Here is a 17,106-nt window from a genome sequence, read left to right as displayed (position 1 = left end):
GATGACCGACAATCTGCTGCGCGCGCCCGCCGAGGTGAAGTACGCCGAGGAGCTGGACTGGCTGGAGTCCGTCGACGACGCGCCCAAGCCGTTCTCCTGGCGACTGAGCCCGAAGATGGTGCGGCTGTTCATCCTGGGGTCCGAGCGGGCCGACGGGCTCGACCGCGAGATCCCCCAGAAGTGGTTCGGCGACCGCGCCTTCGTGGAGCGTTCCATCGTCACCCTCGCCTCCGACCGGGGCCTGCTGCTGATCGGCGACCCCGGCACCGGCAAGAGCTGGCTCGCGGAGCTGCTGTCCGCGGCGATCTGCCGCAACTCGACGCTGGTGGTCCAGGGCACCGCCGGCACCACGGAGGACCAGATCAAGTACTCGTGGAACGTCGCGCAGGTCATCGCCCAGGGACAGTCCCGCGAGGCGATGATCCCCTCGCCGATCATGACGGCGATGGAGACCGGCGTGATCGGCCGCTTCGAGGAGCTGACCCGTTCCACCAGCGACGTGCAGGACGCGCTGATCTCGATCCTGTCCGAGAAGTACGTCTCCATCCCCGAACTCGACGGCGCCGACGGGGAGAACACGGTCTTCGCCAAGCCCGGGTTCTCGATCATCGCCACCGCCAACAGCAGGGACCGGGGCGTCAACGACCTGTCGTCCGCGCTGAAGCGCCGGTTCAACTTCGTCCGGGTGCCGGTGGTGACCAACAAGCGCAGCGAGGCGGAGATCGTCCGGTTCCGCACCAGCGAGCTGCTGCGCCGCCACCGGATAGAGGTGGAGGTGCCGCCGACGCTGCTGGACATCCTGCTCCAGAGCTTCGCCGACCTGCGCGCGGCGGCGGCCAACGCGGCCAGCGACGACGAGCGGCTGGAGTCCGCGCTCTCCACCGCCGAGCAGATCGGCGTCCTGGAGGACGCGGTGCTGCACAGCCAGTTCTTCGGCGAGAAGGAGCTGGGCGCCCACACGCTCGCCAGCTCGCTGGTCGGCTCGCTCGCCCGGCGCGCACCGGAGGACCTGGCGATCCTCAACAAGTTCTGGCACGGCGTCGTCGAGCCCCGCAGCGAGGGCGAACAGGGCGGTCCCTGGCGGGACTTCCTGGACGGTGGCCGCGAGGCGATCGCGACGCTGTCGTGAGCGCCCCCGTCGCGGCGGGCCCGGTCGCCGGGCCCGCCGGGGACCTCGGCCCGCTGCGCGAGCGGCTGCGGGCGGCGGCCGAGGAGTTCGCCGGGGCCGACGACGCGGTGCCGGAGATCCTGGCCGGGATGGTCGAGGACGTCGACCGGGCGCTCGCCGAGGAGCTGGAGATCTTCCCGGTCTGCCACCACTCACCCGCCTCCGCGCTGGCCATGGCCAGGCGGCTGGCGGAGAAGCAGCCCCGGGTGATCTACCTGGAGCTGCCGGAGGACCTGGCCCCGCTGCTGGAGGAGCTGCGCAACTGCCGGCTGCCCGTCGCGCTCCAGGCGTTCGCCACCGAGCTGGACGGCTTCCCCTCCGACTGGGCGCCGCTGAGCGTGGTGGCGCCCCTGACGGAGGCGTCCGCCGAGTACCAGGCCATCGCCTACGCGCTGGACACCCCCGACGTCGAGCTGGTGCTGGTGGACCGGTCGGCCGACCACGTCCTCCAGTGGCGGGAGCGGGAGGAGCCCCCGGGCGCGGATCCGGCGGCGGACGGCGAGGGGCAGGAGCCGGAGGAGGCGGCGGGGCTGCACGGCGACGCCCTCGGCGTCGGCGTGGGCCGGCTGCGGCCCGGCTTCGCCGAGTTGGAGGCTTACCTGCTGCACCACGGGAAGGTCAGGCACTGGTCCGAGTGGTGGGACCAGTACGTGGAGCAGCCGCTGGCCGGCGCGGACTACCGGACGTACCGCCAGGTCATGGTGATGATCGGCAGCCTCTTCCGCAGGCTGCGGCCCGAGCGGCGGGCGCGGCTGGCGGTCGACGAGGACCGCGAGCGGTACATGTGGACCCGGATCAAGGAGCATCTGGCCTCCTCCGGCGCCGACCCAGCGACCGCGCTCCACGTCTGCGGGGCGTTCCACGCGGCCAGCCGCGTCGAGCAGTTCGGCCTCGCCTCCGAGGCGGAGCCGTTCCCGATACCGGAGCGCACCGGGACCGCCTGGCGGTACGGGCTGATCCCCTCCAGCCACTCGGCGATCGAGGCGCAGTTCGGCCTCGCCCCCGGCGCCGTCTCGCTGGCGGCGGCCACCTGGTCGCGCACGCTGACGGCGGAGCGGCTGACCCCGTTCCGGCTGGCGGGTCAGCAAAGCGGGCGCGGGAAGCCGAAGGCCCGTAAGCGCGCCCCCTCCCCGGGCGGCGCGGGCGAGGCGGGCGGCGACCGGCTGTCGCCGTTCCTGGACCGGTCGCCCGTGCCGGGTGCGCTGGACGAGGAGGAGCTGCGCGGCTGGTGCGTGGACCTGGTCCGGCTCGCCCGCCGCAACGGCTACCTGGCCAGCACCGCCGACGCCATCGCCGTCTTCGAGACCTCGGTGCTGCTGGCGGGGATGCGCGGCCGGGCCAGGCCCACGCCGTACGACTTCGAGGACGCGGCGGTCACCTGCGTCGAGAAGGACACCGTCCCCGGCAAGCGGGACGTGCGCCGGCTGTGCGGGATTCTGCTGGGCGGGGACCGGATCGGCACGGTCGGCTACGACGCGCTGCCGCCGCTGGCGCGCGACGTGCTGGACCGGCTGGAGCCGCTGGGGCTCAACCTCACCGCCCGCACCCAGCAGCGCGCCCTGCTGGACCTGGCCGGCAGACCGGAGCTGCGGCCCTGTTCTGACGTGCTGTGGATGCTGCGCCGCCTGCTGGGGGACGTGGTCCGCCCGGTGATGGGGGACCGCACCCTGGGGGAGCGCGCCATCCAGGAGAGCTGGGACCTGGCGCTCGGCCGCGAGCAGCGGGCGCTGGTGCAGCTCGGCTACGAGGGCGTCACCGTCGAGCAGGTGCTGGAGCAGCGGCTGCGGCGCGCGGTGCGCGAGCCCGACGCCACGGCGGCGACCGCGCTGAAGGCCGTCGAGGAGGCGCTGGTCTACCTCGGCCCCGGCCGGCTGGTCGACGACCTCGGCGCCCGTGCCGTGGCGCTGCTGGCGGCCGAACGCACGGTGGACGGCGCGCCGTTGGTGCTGCGCCGGATACGCCGGCTGCTCGCGTACTACCGCACCACGGAGGCGGGGCCGCCGCCCTGGGCCGAGACCTTCGTGACCACCGGTTACGCGCACTACTGCACGCTGCTGCCCACGGCGTTCACCGACGAGGAGGTCGGGGCGCGGCAGGTCGCGGCGATGCTGGGCTTCCTGTTCGGCCTTGAGGGCTTCGCGCTGGCCCTGGGCTGTGACCGGGCGCAGTTGGAGCTGGCCGTGCGGCAGTGCCATCCGGCGCGGCCGGACCGGACGGCGCTGCTGTGGGCGGCGGAGCACCGGCTGGACCTGCTGCCGCTGTCCGAGCTGCGGGAGCGGTGCGCGGAGCTGCTGGCCAACCCGCTGGTGGTGCCGTCGTTCCCGCGCTATGTCAGCGGTTTCGTGCAGGCGTTGGAGCCGGTGCCCTCGCTGGCGCCGTTCGTGGTGGAGCAGTTGTCCGGGGCGTTCGGCCGGCTGCCGGACGAGGTGCTGCTGCCCTGGCTGCCGCGGTTGATCATGACGCTGCGGCGGGAGGCGGCGGAGCTGCTGCCGGTGCTGGTGCGGGAGGCGGGCCGGACCTTCCCCGGGGCGCTGCCGGCGCTGGACGCGCTGGTGCCGCCGTGGGAGGCGCCGCCGGCGACCGCGCCGGCGCGGCTCGCGCCCGACGCCGGGCCGGCGGGCGGGCTGCTGGCCGCCCACCCGGCCGGATGCGAGGCGTGGACGGCGCTGCTCGGACTGCCGGTGGAGTGGGCTGAGGCGCCGCCCCCGGCGGGACCGGCGGGCGCGCTGGTGACGGCCCACCCGGCGACGGCCGAGGCGCTGGCCGGCGTGCTCGCCGGGTGACGGCGGCCGGGTGACCGCGGTGGCGGCCGGCCGGGCCGCCACCGCGGCGCGTGCGGGCGGGGGCGGCGACGCCGGCCGGGGGTGGTGACGTTGCTCCGGGGCGGTGACGTTGGCCTGGCGTTCACGCACATGCCAGGTGCGGTGGGCAGGCTGGCGGGGGCCCTCCCGGCGCCGCCGGGCCGGCCCTCACGGATCGCCGCCCCACGAGGAGTCCGCATGACATCCACCGCACGGCCGCGCCGCCTGCCGCGCGGCGCCCGCAGGTCGGCGCTGCCCGCGACCGCGGCGCTGGTGCTCGCCGGCCTGGCCGGAGCACCCGCCGGCGCGCAGGACCACGCGCGTGCCACGGAGGCGGGAGGCTTCGACCGGATCGTGCTCTCCGCGACCGCCACCCCCGACACCGCGGCCACCCTGACCTGGCGCGCCGACGCCGCCTCGGCCGCGCCCGCCGTCGAGTACCAGCCGGCGGACGGCGGTACCGCCGTGACCGTGCCGGCCGTCGCCACCGGCGAGGTCGCCGGCGGCCACTACCACCGTGCCGACCTCACCGGTCTCACCGCCGACACCGCCTACCGCTACCGCGTGGGCGACGGCACCGAATGGAGCGGGTGGATCACCTTCCGCACCGCCGGCGCGGCGGGGGACCCGTTCTCCTTCCTGTACTTCGGCGACATCCAGAACGACATCACCACCGGCGCCGCGCCGCTGGTCCACGCCGCGCGGGCCGCCGTCCCCGACGCCGCGTTCACCGTGCACGCCGGCGACCTGGTCAACAACGCCGACGCCGACGACGAGTGGGCCGAGTGGTTCGACGCCTTCGGCACCGGCCACACCGCCACCCACCCGCAGTTCGCCACGCCGGGCAACCACGAGTACGACGGCTGGGAGCTGTCCGCGCACTGGACCCGCCAGTTCCCCGGCGCCGGAAACGGCCCGGACGACGAGGACCTGGACGGCACCGCGCACTACACCGACTACCAGGGCGTGCGCTTCGTCTCGCTCAACAGCAACTACACCAACGCGCCCTGGTTCGACGCGGTCGACTGGCTGGAGGACCAGAAGGTCTGGCTGGAGCGGGTGTTGAGCGACAACCCGAACCGCTGGACCGTCGTCACCCTGCACCAGCCGGTCATGGCCAACAGCGAGGGCCGCAGCGGGCTCGCCGTGCGCGAGGCGTTTCTCGACGTCCTGGAGGAGCACGACGTCGACCTGGTGCTCCAGGGCCACGACCACTCCTACGGCCGGGGCAACCTGCTGGACCGCCGCACCGACGACCCCGACGTCACCACGGGACCCGCCTACGTCGTCTCGGTCGCCGGACCGAAGATGTACGAGCCCAGCCCCGAGGACTGGGAAGCGGCCGGCGCCGAGGTCCGCGTCCAGCACGGCGACACCCAGACCTACCAGGTCGTCGACGTGACCACCGACAGCCTGCGCTACGAGTCAAGGACCGAGGAGGGCACGGTCGTCGACGCCTTCACCGTGGTGCGCGACGCGGACGGCAAGCGGGTCGTCGAGGACTGAACGGCCGCGCGACGCGGGCCCGGCCTAATTCGCTGGCCCGGGCCCGCGCGCCGGGTGAGAGTGGCGCCATGACCACACCCCCCGCCGCCTTCCTTCCCGGCCTCGAACTCTCCCGCGTCCTCTACCACGAGGCGGTCGCGCCGCTGTTGGCCGAGGCGCGACCAGGACTGCCGCACGCCGCCGCCCGCGTGGGCGCGGGCTCGGAGGTGCTGGGCTTCGACACCGCCCGCTCCGCCGACCACGAGTGGGGTCCCCGCCTGGAACTCTTCCTGGCGCCCGCGGACGCGGAACGCGCGCCGGAGCTCGTGGAGTTGTTCGCCCGGCGGCTGCCCAAGCACGTCAGGGGCTGGCCCACCCACTTCGAACGGGCCGAGACCGATCCGGTCGGCCTGATGACCCCCACCGAGGGGCCGGTCGACCACCGGGTGACGGTCACCACCGTGGACGCCTGGCTGCGGCGGCAGCTCGGCCCTGGCGGGGTGAGCGACCCGCCCACCCCGGTGGAGTGGCTGGCGATGCCGCAGCAACGGCTCGCCGAGGTCACCGGCGGCGCGGTCTTCCACGACGGACTCGGCACGCTGACGGCGGCGCGCCGCCGTCTGGACTGGTACCCGGACGAGCTCTGGCGCTACCAACTCGCCTGCCAGTGGCAGCGGGTCTCCCAGGAGGAGGCGTTCGTCGGCCGCTGCGCCGAGGTCGGTGACGAGTTGGGCTCCGCCGTGGTGGCCGGCCGGCTGGTGCGCGACCTGATGCGGCTGTGCCTGCTGCTGGCCCGCCGCTACGCGCCCTACAGCAAGTGGCTGGGCAGCGCCTTCGCCCGGCTGCCGGTGGCCCGCGAGCTGACGCCCGACCTGCGCGCCGCGCAGCGCGCGGACGACTACCCGGAGCGCGAGGCGGCGCTGGGCCGCGCGTGGGAACGGGTCGCGCGCCTGCAGAACGCGACCGGCCTCGCCCCGCACGTCGACCCGACCCCGCGCGACTACCACAGCCGTCCGTACCGGGTGCTGCACGCCGAGCGCCTCGCCGGTGCGCTGGCCGGCACGCTGACCGATCCGGCGGTCCGCGCCTGGCCGTTGACCGGCGCGGTCGACCAGTGGGCCGACAACACCGACCTGATCCACCACCCCGAGGCGCTGCTGGCCGCCGCGCGGGCGCTGACGGGGGAGGCCGGGGAGGGCCGGCATCCCGCACCGTGAACTTAGCTTAGGCTAGCCTAACTTCACGGTGCGGGGTGCGCCGGTTGTCGGCACGGAGAGGCGGCGCGAGCGATGGGGCACGGCTGGGAGGGGGCGGTCCTGAGGCTGTTCCGCGGCAGGGACTTCACGTTCACCGTGACCGGGGTGGAGCGGATCACCGACCGCTACCGCCGGGTGCGGGTCACGGACGGCGGGCTGCTCGCGGCCGTTCCGCCGCACCCGACGATGTGGGTCAGGCTCTGGTTCGACCGCGGCGGCAAGCCGCACCAGCGCGCGTTCACCCTGGTCGACCCGGACCCGCGCGCCGGCGCGTTGAGCCTGGAGTTCGCGCTGCACTCGGGCGCGGCCAGCGACTGGGCCAGGAGCGCGCGCCCCGGCGACACCGTCGACGCGACCCTCCAGGGCTCCGGCTACACCCGACCGGCGCCCGCCCCGGGGCGGCTGCTGGTGGTCGGCGACCCCGCCGCGCTGCCCGCCGTCGTCTCCCTGCTCGCCGACCACCCCGACACCCCCGCCACCCTCTGGTTCGAGACCCCGCACCTGGGCGACCGGGTGCTGCCCTTCCGGCTGGATCCCGACCGCCACGAGCTGCGGCTGGTCGAACGGGTCGACGGCGGCGCCGGGTTGGTGCGGCGGGTGCGCGCCGAGCTGCCCGCGCTGGTCCGGGACCCGGCGGACGTCTACGCCTGGGTCACGTGTGACACCGTCACCACCCGGGCGCTGGCCTCCTTCCTGCGCCGGGAGGTCGGGATCCCCAGAAGCCGGCTGCACGCGCTGGGGTACTGGCGCCCGTGAGGCGGCGCCTCAGGAGCCGGCCTCCCGGTAGGCCAGCCCGCTCGCGTTGGGTGTCGTCCCCTCGTAGAGCCCGGTCGCGTGGGTGCCCGTGGAGAGGGTGAACCAGGCGTAGCGCTCGACGTACGGCTGCTCCTCCAGCATCGCCGTCGAGTTCCGCACGAAGTCCGCCTGCTCCTGCTCGCCGGGGTAGCGCGGGGTCGGGCCGGTGAAGTCGATCAGCGCGTACTCGGTCAGCCACACCGGCTTGCCGTACCGGTCCGCCACCGCCTGGAGATAGCCCCGCAGGTGCTCCACCGCGTCCGGTCCGAAGTCCGAGCCGTACCAGTGCACCGGGACGAAGTCGACGCGCAGCCCCCGTTCCTCGGCGCCCGTCATGAAGCGGTCCAGCCAGCCGCCGGGGGTGTCCCCGCCGTAGGCGACCGCCGGCGCGCCCAGGCGCAGCCCGGTGGACTCCAGCCGCGGCCACAGGTCGAGCGCCTGCTCCACCGACATGTTCGCCTGCTCCGGGAGGTCGGGCTCGTTGAAGCCCAGCAGTTGCTCGCCCTCCCGCGCCGCCTCGGCCAGCGCCTCGTCCGTGACGGAGTCCGCGCCCCAGATCATCGGGACGAACTCGGCGCCCTCGGGCGTCGCGACACCCCGCGGTCCCGACGCCCAGCCGTAGTGCCAGGAGACGTCGACGTCGGCGAGTGCCTCCGAGGCGCCGGCGACCGGTGTCGCGCTGACGCCCTTCTTGGCGGAGGCGGCGGGCGTCGGTCCTCCGGTGTCCGCGGGCGCGGCGCCGGCCAGGGTGGGGGCGCCGGCGCCCAGCAGCAACGCGATCACGCCGGTCAACACGCGGGGCACGAGGGACATCGCCTGGACCTTCCGGTGGGGGATGGGGGAGTCCGTGCGGGATGCTGGCGACCGCCGGGCAACGCGCCTTCCGCGGGGGGCGAGTTGAGCCGGAGAGCGCTCTCAGTCGGGATGCTGGCACGGTGCCGGAGGGGCGTCAACGGGACGGCGCGTTCCGGACGCCGGGGGCGCGGGGGCGGTGACGGGGGCGCGAGTCGGGGTGAACAGTCGTTCACCTGTTGTCGGAAGTTTATTGACCCGCACTGGTGCCGACCATAGGTTGACCCAGCCGTCGCACAATGTCGTGTGCGCGTAACCGGGAGATGCCATGCGCAGAAGCACCTGGGTCCTGTCCGGATCGGCCGCCGTGCTGGTGGCCGCCTCGGTCGTGACCCGCCTCGTGGTCTACCCGTCCGTCCACCAGCTTCCGGACGACACGGACACCACCTTCGAGTACACCGGATCGGCGACGCTGCTCAACGCGGCCGCCATCGAGAGCGGGGACCTGGCCAACGCCTTCCTCCGCGACGTCCCGATCAGCCTCGACCGCCACGTCAAGGTCGTGGAGACCGACGGCTCGACCGCCGTCGTCACCGACGACGTCACGGTGGCCGGCGAGGACGGCACCGAACTGTCCACCACCAGCCACCGCTGGGCCGTGGACCGGAAGGACCTGGTCAACGTCGAGGCGCCGGAGGGCTCGGAGGCGGAGGAGCACCAGGGGCTCGTCATCTCCTGGCCGCTGGACCCGGAGGAGAAGGACTACACCTTCTGGGACCCGACCACCGCCACCGAGGTGCCGGCCGTCTACGACCGGACCGAGGACGTGGAGGGCCGCACCGCCTACGTCTACACGATGGACGCCGCGGGGCCGCTGGCCGACCCGGCCATGACGGAGCGCTTCCCCGCCGCGCTGCCCAAGGACGTGTTGGCGGGCATAGCCCAGACCCTTCCCGCCGAGCAGCAGCCGCCGCCCGAGCTGCTGGGGCAGCTGCCCGACGAGGTGCCGCTGACCTACGCCGCCAGCGTCTCGCGGGTCGCGTGGGTCGACTCCGAGACCGGCGCGGTCCTCAACGGCTCGCTGGACCAGGCCGTGGTCGCCCAGATCCAGGGGCCGGAGGGGCCGGTCGACCTGGCGCCGGTCAACGCGCTGGCGGTCGAGGGGACCGAGGAGGGCACCAAGGAGCGGGCCGACGACGCGGACTCCAACTCCCAGATGCTCTGGCTGGTGCGGATGGCCATCCCGTTGGGCCTCGGGATCGTCGCCGCGCTGCTGGTGGTGCTCGCCGTCTGGCGCGAGCTGAGCGGCCGCGGCCGCGACGCCGGGGGCCAGGAGCCCCCGGCCGCCGACCCGCCGCCGGCCACCGCCTGAGCGGACCGCGCCGCGCCGACCCGAGGGGTCCGTGGCACGGGGGAACTCCCCCGTGCGCGGGCCCCTCGGGCGTGCGGGGGCGGGGGAGCGCGGCGGCGCCTCGTCGAGGGGTGCGGAGGTGGGGCGCGGCACCCTTCCCCTGGTTTCGGGTGCTTTCGAAAGTGAAAGCGGAGGACTGGGGCGAGGGTGGGGCGGTTGGTGAGGGTGCTCCCTGAGGTGGAGCCGCGTTCCACGGTGCGCGTTCCCCGGGTGACGGTGAGTCAGATCACATCGGCGGTGGTCTTTTGTGGGGGTGCTGGTCGGACTGCTGGTTATCTCGATCGATTGATCGGTTGGGTCCCGATAAAGCGAAGCCTTATCCGATCGGCAACAGTCAATTCCTTTCGCCTTCCCAGGGGTTGGCGCCGGGTATTCCTTGACACCCTTTCGTGTCCCGGCGCATTCTGCCCAACGTCCGGTACCCGGCGGGATTCCCGCTGGTGACGGGCGTGGAAAAGGGGAGTGGTGCCATGCGCGGGAAGCGGGGCGCGGGATACGGAGCGGCGAGGGACGCGGGTGCGCGTGGGCGGAAGGCGCCGCGCGCCGAGGGGAGTTCGTCCGGTCGCCCCGCCCCGGGGGATGACCGCTCCACACCACCGCACGACCCGCGAGTGAGGACCGATGGCTGACCTGATCCCACCGACCGGCCGCGTGCACTGGATCGGCACGGGCCGTGCGACCGGCAGCGGCCTGGGGCTCGTCTGCGACGAGGCCGCCACCCTGCTGTGGGGGCGCACCGTCGCGAGGGCCGAGTCCCACCTGGACCGGCTCGGCCTCACCGGCGGCGCCGAGCCGCGCGCCCTGGAGCCCGGGGCCCTCGCCCGGGAGATCGTGCCCGGCGACGTGGTCGTCGCGATGCTGCCCGCCGCCGGGCATCCCGCGCTCGCCGAGGCGGCGCTGGCCGGCGCGGCCCATCTCGTCAGCCCCGGCTACGCGGACCCCGGGCTCACCCCCCACGCCAGGCGGGCGGCCGAGCGCGGCTCCGTGCTGCTCACCGAGGTCGGCCTCGCCCCCGGCGTCGACCACCTGTTCGCCCACGACCTGGTCGGCGCCGCGCGGGCCACCCTCGGCGACCGCCCCGCCGTGGCGGACTTCGCCTCCCACAGCGGAAGCGGCCCGGCGGCGCCCGACGCCTTCCGCCACCGCTTCGACCGCTCGCCGCACGAGGCGCTGACCGCGCTGCTCACCCCGGCCCGGACGATCGCCGAGGGGCTGCCGCGACTGGTCGCCCGGCCCTGGGAGGACACCCGCCGACTGACCGTCGGCGACGAGACGTTCGAGGCCCATCCCGGCCGGGACAGCCTGCCGTTCCTCGCCACCTACGGGCTGCCTGCCACCTGGCGGCTGGAGAGCTTCGCGCGCGGCACGCTGCGGCCTGACGGCTGGAGCGCGGCGTGGAAGCCGGTCCTCGCCGAGCTGGCCGAGGCCGACGAGGCGGGCGTCGCCGCCCTCGCCGAGCGGCTCGCGGCCCGCCAGCCCGGCACGGACGCTGACCGCGACCGAGTCGTGATGTCCGTGCGGCTGAGCGTCCACACCGACGACGGCACCGACTGGTCGGGGGAGTGGAGCCTGGACACGGTGGGCGACGCCCGGGAGTCCGCCACCGCGCGGCTGGTCTCCGTGCCGCTGGCCTGCGCCGTGCTCGACGTCGCGGCCGGCCGGGTGCCGCCGGGGCTCCACCAGGCCACCGACGACCCCGAGGCCGTCCGTCGCTGGCTGACGTTCCTCACCGCCCGGGGGATCGTCGCCACCTTCCGCGGCGACGGTGCCGTGTGACCGCTTCCCCGTCCGCGCCCGCCGCACCCGGCGTCCCCGGCCTCGCCGGCGCCGGGCCCCGGCGGGGCGTGCTGCCGCTGCTGGTCTACGCCGTGCTCGCCGCCGCCATGGACGTCTACGCGGGCAACCGCTTCGAGGTGGTCAGCCCCGCCGCGGTCGCCGCCGTCGCCTTCACCCTGGCGGTGGCCGTGTTCGCCGCGGCCGACGCCGCCCGCCGCCGGCTGCGCCCCGCCGCGCCCGGCGCGTGGGCGCGGCACCGCCCCGACCTGGTCGCCCTCAACGTCACGACGGCCGTCACCTGGCTGAGCACCTTCTACGCCCTCGACCATCTGGAGCCGGCGATCGTCAACGTCGTCAGTCTGGCGCTCGGCCCGGTCATCACGGTGTTCGCCGGCCCGCTGCTGCGCCGGCGGAGCCGGGTGCTGCGCGCGGAGATCGTGGTCTCGGCGGCCATCTGCGGGCTGCTGGGCGTGCTGATGTGGGGCTCGTTCAGCGGGCGCAGCGGCCTGGGCGAGATCGGGGCCGGCGACGCGGCCTGGGGCCTGGGGCTCACCCTGTCCTGCGCCGCCGGGTCGGCCGCCAGCATCCTCTACATGAAGCGGCTGAACGACGCGGGCTGCGCCCCCGGGACGGCGCTGGCCACCCGTTTCGTACTGATCGGGGCGGCGTCCTGGGCGCTGGTCGCCCTGGAGGGCGGCCCCGGGCTGGAGGCCGCGCTGGTCCCGGGCGTCGTGGTCGCGGTGATAGGGGTCGGGGTCCCGCTCTGCGCGCTCCAGGTCGGGGTGCGGCACACCGAGCCCATCACCACCTCCCTCCTGCTCTGCCTCTCGCCGCTCTTCGCGCTGCTGCTCCAGCTCGGCGACGGGCGGCTGCGGTTCTCCGCCCTCACCCTGGGCGGCGTGCTGGGGGTGGTGGCGCTGGTCGCCGTCGGGGTGCTGGTCCGCGACCGGAGCCCGGGGGAGGGCCCGCCGGTGCCCCGGGCGCGGCGGCCCTGACGGCACGGGCCCGGTCCCGCCGATCCGGTCGCGGGCCCGGCGGGACCGGCAGGGCAGGGGCTCAGCGGTCGCCGTCCCCCGCGACGGCCAGCAGGGCGCGGTGGTGGGCCGGCCTCTCCACCTCGTCCAGCAGGGCGACCGCGAGATCGGCGTAGGAGATCCGGTCCTCGGCCGCGCCGTGCTCCGCGAGCCGATAGCGTCCCGTCCGCCCGCCCTCGTGGTCGAAGTCGCCGGCCGGCGCCGCGTACACCCAGTCCAGCGCCGCCTCCCGCAGCCGGGCGAGCCCCGCCGCGTGCCCGAGCAGGAAGGCGCGGTGCTCACGCGGGTAGCCGGGCTCGTCCATCAGCGGGGCACCCGACCTCCCCGGCAGCACCGAGGCGATCCCGACGACCAGCAGCCGCCCCACCCCCGCCGTGCGGAGCCCGGCCGTCAGGGCGTCGGCGGCGCCGGTGTAGAACGCGTCGGCCGGCACCGTCAGGTCGGCCACCGCGCTGATCGCCGCGTCCTGCCCCTCGGCGGCCCGCCGCACGTCCTCGACGACGGTCACGTCGCCGGCCACCGTTCGCGTCGCGGGCAGCTCCGGGTGCCGCCGTGGATCGCGTACCACGGCGGTGACCTCGTGCCCCCGCGCCCGCGCCTCGGCCACCGTCGCCCGCCCGGCGCGCCCGCCGCCCCCGAACACCACGATCCGCATCGCGCGACTCCTCTCGTCCGGGCCGACGCCCGTGCGCCGGCCGGTGGCCAGGACGTTAGCGGGGGTGGTGGTTACCTCCCGGATACCGGCTATCGTCCGGGGACATGAGGGAACCCCTGCCCGCCGACCTGTTCGACGAGGTGTGCCCCAGCACGCTCAGCCCGGTGCGGGTCGGCGACAAGTGGGGCTTCATGGTGCTCCGTTGCCTGGCCGGAGGGCCCCGCCGCTTCTCCGAGCTGCGGGTGCCGCTGCGGCGGGTCACGCCCAAGGTGCTGACCGCCTCGCTGCGTGCCCTGGAACGCGACGGGCTGGTGGCGCGCTCCGAGGAGCACGGCGCCGGGGGGCGGCGCGTCGAGTACCGGCTGACACCCCTGGGCCGGGGGCTGCTGGAGCCGCTGGAGGAGGTCTGCGACTGGGTGCGCGCGCACGTCGACGAACTGCTCGACGCCCGCGAGGCCCACGACGCCGCGCGGGCCGGCCGGGGCGCCTGAGCGCGCGTCGCGGCCGGCGGCCCCGCGCAGGCCCGGGGCGGGGCCGCGGCGCTCAGGGCCTCATCGCGGGTGAGACGTAGCCGGTGGGGACACGGAAGCCCGCGAGCCAGGCGGTCAGCCGCTCGGTCTCCGCGCCGAGCAGGCGTTCCTCGTCGGCCGACAACCGCTCCAGCGGGCGCACGCGCACCCGGCCCGCCTCGTCCTGCACCCAGCAGCCCACCACCCGGCCGTTGACCCAGGCGGTCGTCCCGGCGTTGCCGCGGCGTTCGAAGAGCGGCTCCCGGTGCGGGCCGAGATAGAAGTCGCGGGCCCGCCACCCCATCACGGTCGGGTCCAGCACCGGCAGCAGCGCGGCCCAGGGGCCCGGATCGGCGAGCTCGTCCACGTCGTCGGCCAGCAGCCAGCCGATCGCCCCGGTGTCCAGGGCGACGGGCACCGCGCCGAGAGCGGCGAGCGCCTCGCGGACGATCGTCCTGGTGGCGCCGAGCCACCACACGAGGTCGTCCTCCGTTCCCGGACCGAAGCTGTACAGCCAGCGGCGGGTGATCTCCCGGTAGCCGTCCGCCGCGGTCATCGGCGCGGGCGTGTCGCCCAGCCAGTCGCGGGTGCGCGTCCACCGGGGGCGGGAGACGTACCAGTCGGCGGTGTTGGTGCCGCGGACCAGGTCGGCCGTGGCGCCCAGCTGGGTGAGGACGCGCGAGGCCGTCCAGGGATCGCCGGGCCGCACCGCGACCCGCACGTCGATCCTCGGTACGGCGCCGCGGATCTCGCGTGCGGTCAGCCCGTCGGGGTGGTCGGCCAGGAGGGCGAGGACTTCGCCGCGGGCGCGGTCGAGCCAGTCGTCCCCGTCGGAGGCGAGGCCGGCCGCGACCACGTCCCGCGTGACGCGGGCGCGCTCGACGGCCGCGACGCGGGCGGACGCGCCCGCCCAGGCGGCGGGGAGCAGGTCGCGCGGGAAGGCGAACAGCGTGCGGCGCATGGCGAGTTGCTTGACGAGGCCGCGATCGGTGAAGAGCGCGCGGTCCACCTCCCGGATCGTCAGCGAGTGCATCCGGGCGTGGCAGGACAGCGGGACGGTGGCGGGCTCCGTCGCGTGCAGCACGGTCATCGCCCGCGCGACGGCCGACGGCGACCCGACCCGGTGGGCGGGGGCCAGCGCGTGCCTCGTGGCGAGCCGCGCGCGGCGTTCCCGGTCGGTCACACGGCGGACCGGCGCGGCGGGGAGGGGACGGAGGCCGCGCGGCCTCCCGCGGGGGGAGGCGGCGGGGACGGGTGCGGAGGAGGAGTGCGCCATGGTCGGGGATGCTGCCCGGCGCAGCGGTCAGTTTCTGTCCGGCACTCCCGCGTTTTCTGTCCGGCACTCCCGCGTTCCCCTGTTCCCGCGTCCTCTCGAGCCCGTGCTCCCGTGCTCCCGCGTTCCGCTACGTGGCCTGGCCGGTCGTGGCGGCGCACCGGCGGGCCAGGTGTGCGAACGCGTGGGTCAGTTCTGGCGGGCCGACGACCGTGGTGTCGACGTCGAAACGGGCGATGTCGGCGGCGAGGCTGGTCCAGGACCACGATCCGAGGGTGAGGCGGCAACGGTCCGGGCCGATCTCCTCCAGCACGCCGTCCCGGACGTAGGGGGCCAGCGCGGCGGCGCCCAGCGCGAGGACGACGGTGCCGGTGCAGGGCCAGTCGCCGGTGGTGTCGGTGGCGCCGCGGAACCGGCCGGTGACAAAGGTGGCCACGTCGCCTCCGGGCAGTCGTCGCGGGCTGAAGCGGGGCCCGTTCGGGACGCGCGGGGTGATCCGGTCGGCGCGGAAGATACGCCAGTCCTGGCGGTCGAGGTCGAAGGCGACGAGGTACCAGCGCCCGTCCCGGGTGAGGACGTGGTGGGGCTCGACGCGTCGCGGGGGCCGGTCGGGTTCCCCCGGGCCGTAGTCGAAGCGCAGGACCTCGTGGGCGTGGGCGGCGGCGCTGAGCGCGAGCAGCACGTCGCCGCCGACGGGCGCGGCCGGTCGCGCGGTGGGGCGTTCGACGGCGGTGACCCGCAGCGCGTCGACGCGGTTGCGCAGCCGGGCGGGCATCACCTGGCGGACGGTGCGCAGGGCACGGGCGGCCGGCTCGGCGTGGCCGCTGCCCTCGGTGGTGGCGGCGATCTGGAGGGCGAGGGTGAGGGCGATGGCCTGCTCGTCGTCGAACAGCAGCGGGGGCAGGTCGGCGCCGGCCGCGAGGCGGTAGCCGCCCTCGGGGCCCTTGGTCGCCGAGACGGGGTAGCCGAGTTCGCGCAGCCGGTCGATGTCGCGGCGCACGGTGCGCAGGCTGATGTCGAGCCGCTCGGCCAGCAGGGCGCCAGGCCAGTCGCGACGGGTCCCCAGCAGTGACAACAGGGCCAGCAGGCGTGCGGAGGTCTTCTGCATGGTGGCGATTCTCCCCGCGGCAGGTGACACACCCTGTCACCTTGCCGGGGGGCCGAGGCGCGCTTCGACGACGCCGCCACGGCGCGGCCCACGACGTGCGCCCCCCGCCGCGTCGCGCGCCCCGGGGGTGTGCCCGCCAACTCCCCCCGTGAACACCTGAGATCGGGCGGGGACGTGCACTACAGTCGGCCCCCACGGCGCCCTCGGTGGGCCTGCCCCGGTGAGAGCGGTGAGGGAACGGGAGGCGGGGAATCAGCGCGCGGATCGACACCACCACGCCAAGCGTCGCGCGAATGCACGACTACCTGCTGGGCGGCGCCGAGCACTACAGGGCCGACCGGGAGGCCGTCGCCCGGCTGCTCGCCCTCGCCCCCAGCAGCGTCGCCGTGGTCCGCAACTGCCGGGCCTTCCTGGAGCGCGCCGTCCGGGTGCTCGCCAGGGACCACGGGGTCACCCAGTACATCGACTTCGGCGTCGGGATGCCGGCCAGGGAGAACGTCCACCAGATCGCCAGGCGGCACGTGCCGGGCGCCCGGGTGGTCTACGTGGACATCGACCCCATGGCCGTCGCCCACGGCCGGCTGGTCCTGGAGGAGGACCGGGACACCCTGGTCGTGCGGGCCGACATCACGCGCCCGGAGCGCGTCTTCGCCGACCCCGGGGTCCGCCGGCTGCTGGCCGCCGAGCCCACGGCGGCGCTCTTCGGCTCCGTGCTGCACTGCCTGACGGACGCCCAGGCCCCCGCCGAACTGGTCGCCGACGTCAGCGCCCGGCTGCCACCCGGCAGTTTCGTCGCCCTCTCGCACCTGGTCAGCGACGACGCGCTGGTCCGTCGCCGGATCACCGCGCTGATGGCCGAGCTGACCGGGGGCCGCTGGGGCAGGGTGCGGGAACGCGCCGACGTGGCCGGGTACTTCGCCGGGACGCGGCTGCTGGATCCCGGGCTGACCGACGTGCGCCACTGGCGCCCGGACGACCGGCTCCAGCCGCCGCAGCGCACCGACGAGTGGACCGGCTGGTGCGGGGTCGCCGCGACCTGACCC

General features: G+C 75.4%; 14 protein-coding genes. 10 read left to right on the top strand and 4 right to left on the bottom strand.

All coding sequences use genetic code 11. The features are described 5' to 3' along the window. Nucleotide 1: 1 nt before the first annotated feature. The 5 genes from CRP51_RS10305 to CRP51_RS10285 all read left to right on the top strand — a co-directional run bounded on the left by CRP51_RS10305 (nucleotide 2) and on the right by CRP51_RS10285 (nucleotide 7,466). A complete protein-coding gene (locus CRP51_RS10305) occupies nucleotides 2–1,129 on the top strand; it encodes an ATP-binding protein (RefSeq protein WP_097230773.1) in 1,128 nt (375 codons plus the stop codon). Then, nucleotides 1,126–3,951: a DUF5682 family protein gene (locus CRP51_RS10300; protein WP_097230772.1), complete on the top strand. Its 2,826-nt coding sequence runs from the start codon at nucleotides 1,126–1,128 to the stop codon at nucleotides 3,949–3,951. Before CRP51_RS10305 ends, CRP51_RS10300 begins: the two co-directional genes overlap by 4 nt. A gap of 216 nt (nucleotides 3,952–4,167) precedes the next feature. Next, a complete protein-coding gene (locus CRP51_RS10295) occupies nucleotides 4,168–5,475 on the top strand; it encodes a purple acid phosphatase family protein (protein WP_097230771.1) in 1,308 nt (435 codons plus the stop codon). Between the two features lie 68 nt (nucleotides 5,476–5,543). After that, on the top strand, nucleotides 5,544–6,671 hold the full coding sequence (locus tag CRP51_RS10290; RefSeq protein WP_097230770.1) for a DUF4037 domain-containing protein: 1,128 nt from the start codon (nucleotides 5,544–5,546) through the stop codon (nucleotides 6,669–6,671). Between the two features lie 72 nt (nucleotides 6,672–6,743). Next, nucleotides 6,744–7,466: a siderophore-interacting protein gene (locus tag CRP51_RS10285; RefSeq protein WP_097230769.1), complete on the top strand. Its 723-nt coding sequence runs from the start codon at nucleotides 6,744–6,746 to the stop codon at nucleotides 7,464–7,466. A 9-nt stretch (nucleotides 7,467–7,475) separates the two neighbouring features. Here CRP51_RS10285 and CRP51_RS10280 read toward each other — a convergent pair whose 3' ends face one another. Then, nucleotides 7,476–8,318: a glycoside hydrolase family protein gene (locus CRP51_RS10280; RefSeq protein WP_097230768.1), complete on the bottom strand. Its 843-nt coding sequence runs from the start codon at nucleotides 8,316–8,318 to the stop codon at nucleotides 7,476–7,478. Nucleotides 8,319–8,625: 307 nt separating this feature from the next. Between CRP51_RS10280 and CRP51_RS10275 the strand changes: the two genes are divergently transcribed. The 3 genes from CRP51_RS10275 (at nucleotide 8,626) to CRP51_RS10265 (ending at nucleotide 12,479) form a co-directional block, all read left to right on the top strand. Next, nucleotides 8,626–9,669 (top strand): porin PorA family protein, encoded by a 1,044-nt coding sequence (locus CRP51_RS10275; protein WP_097230767.1) that lies wholly within the window; start codon nucleotides 8,626–8,628, stop codon nucleotides 9,667–9,669. Between the two features lie 660 nt (nucleotides 9,670–10,329). Then, complete coding sequence (locus tag CRP51_RS10270; RefSeq protein WP_097230766.1) at nucleotides 10,330–11,484, top strand: saccharopine dehydrogenase C-terminal domain-containing protein; 1,155 nt, start codon at nucleotides 10,330–10,332, stop codon at nucleotides 11,482–11,484. After that, entirely contained in the window at nucleotides 11,481–12,479 is a 999-nt protein-coding gene (locus CRP51_RS10265; protein WP_212615881.1) for an EamA family transporter, read from the top strand. Before CRP51_RS10270 ends, CRP51_RS10265 begins: the two co-directional genes overlap by 4 nt. Before the next feature lie 61 nt (nucleotides 12,480–12,540). Here CRP51_RS10265 and CRP51_RS10260 read toward each other — a convergent pair whose 3' ends face one another. Beyond that, nucleotides 12,541–13,173: an NAD(P)-dependent oxidoreductase gene (locus tag CRP51_RS10260; RefSeq protein WP_097230765.1), complete on the bottom strand. Its 633-nt coding sequence runs from the start codon at nucleotides 13,171–13,173 to the stop codon at nucleotides 12,541–12,543. A 104-nt stretch (nucleotides 13,174–13,277) separates the two neighbouring features. Between CRP51_RS10260 and CRP51_RS10255 the strand changes: the two genes are divergently transcribed. Then, nucleotides 13,278–13,664 carry a winged helix-turn-helix transcriptional regulator gene (locus CRP51_RS10255; RefSeq protein ID WP_097230764.1) on the top strand — a complete coding sequence of 129 codons (387 nt, stop codon included), beginning with the start codon at nucleotides 13,278–13,280 and terminating at the stop codon, nucleotides 13,662–13,664. Between the two features lie 52 nt (nucleotides 13,665–13,716). Here the strand turns inward: CRP51_RS10255 and CRP51_RS10250 are convergent, their stop codons facing one another. Both CRP51_RS10250 and CRP51_RS10245 read right to left on the bottom strand, forming a co-directional pair. After that, nucleotides 13,717–14,865 carry a winged helix DNA-binding domain-containing protein gene (locus tag CRP51_RS10250; RefSeq protein ID WP_245880491.1) on the bottom strand — a complete coding sequence of 383 codons (1,149 nt, stop codon included), beginning with the start codon at nucleotides 14,863–14,865 and terminating at the stop codon, nucleotides 13,717–13,719. Nucleotides 14,866–15,085: 220 nt separating this feature from the next. After that, on the bottom strand, nucleotides 15,086–16,063 hold the full coding sequence (locus tag CRP51_RS10245) for a helix-turn-helix transcriptional regulator (protein WP_097230762.1): 978 nt from the start codon (nucleotides 16,061–16,063) through the stop codon (nucleotides 15,086–15,088). 251 nt (nucleotides 16,064–16,314) lie between these two features. Between CRP51_RS10245 and CRP51_RS10240 the strand changes: the two genes are divergently transcribed. Beyond that, nucleotides 16,315–17,103: an SAM-dependent methyltransferase gene (locus tag CRP51_RS10240; RefSeq protein ID WP_281259644.1), complete on the top strand. Its 789-nt coding sequence runs from the start codon at nucleotides 16,315–16,317 to the stop codon at nucleotides 17,101–17,103. Nucleotides 17,104–17,106: the final 3 nt, after the last annotated feature.

The organism is Streptomyces zhaozhouensis, from assembly GCF_900230195.1.
In the GTDB taxonomy this organism is placed as follows: Bacteria; Actinomycetota; Actinomycetes; order Streptomycetales; family Streptomycetaceae; genus Streptomyces; species Streptomyces zhaozhouensis.
This window is presented reverse-complemented; position numbering and strand designations above follow the sequence as displayed.

What these genes read in the sequence shown, in the direction of transcription:
- CRP51_RS10260 (WP_097230765.1), bottom strand. Translation starts at nt 13,173, where the DNA reads ATGCGGATCGTGGTGTTCGGGGGCGGCGGGCGCGCCGGGCGGGCGACG.
- CRP51_RS10245 (WP_097230762.1), bottom strand. Translation starts at nt 16,063, where the DNA reads ATGCAGAAGACCTCCGCACGCCTGCTGGCCCTGTTGTCACTGCTGGGG.
- CRP51_RS10285 (WP_097230769.1), top strand. Translation starts at nt 6,744, where the DNA reads ATGGGGCACGGCTGGGAGGGGGCGGTCCTGAGGCTGTTCCGCGGCAGG.
- CRP51_RS10255 (WP_097230764.1), top strand. Translation starts at nt 13,278, where the DNA reads ATGAGGGAACCCCTGCCCGCCGACCTGTTCGACGAGGTGTGCCCCAGC.
- CRP51_RS10275 (WP_097230767.1), top strand. Translation starts at nt 8,626, where the DNA reads ATGCGCAGAAGCACCTGGGTCCTGTCCGGATCGGCCGCCGTGCTGGTG.
- CRP51_RS10295 (WP_097230771.1), top strand. Translation starts at nt 4,168, where the DNA reads ATGACATCCACCGCACGGCCGCGCCGCCTGCCGCGCGGCGCCCGCAGG.
- CRP51_RS10280 (WP_097230768.1), bottom strand. Translation starts at nt 8,318, where the DNA reads ATGTCCCTCGTGCCCCGCGTGTTGACCGGCGTGATCGCGTTGCTGCTG.
- CRP51_RS10270 (WP_097230766.1), top strand. Translation starts at nt 10,330, where the DNA reads ATGGCTGACCTGATCCCACCGACCGGCCGCGTGCACTGGATCGGCACG.
- CRP51_RS10305 (WP_097230773.1), top strand. Translation starts at nt 2, where the DNA reads ATGACCGACAATCTGCTGCGCGCGCCCGCCGAGGTGAAGTACGCCGAG.
- CRP51_RS10290 (WP_097230770.1), top strand. Translation starts at nt 5,544, where the DNA reads ATGACCACACCCCCCGCCGCCTTCCTTCCCGGCCTCGAACTCTCCCGC.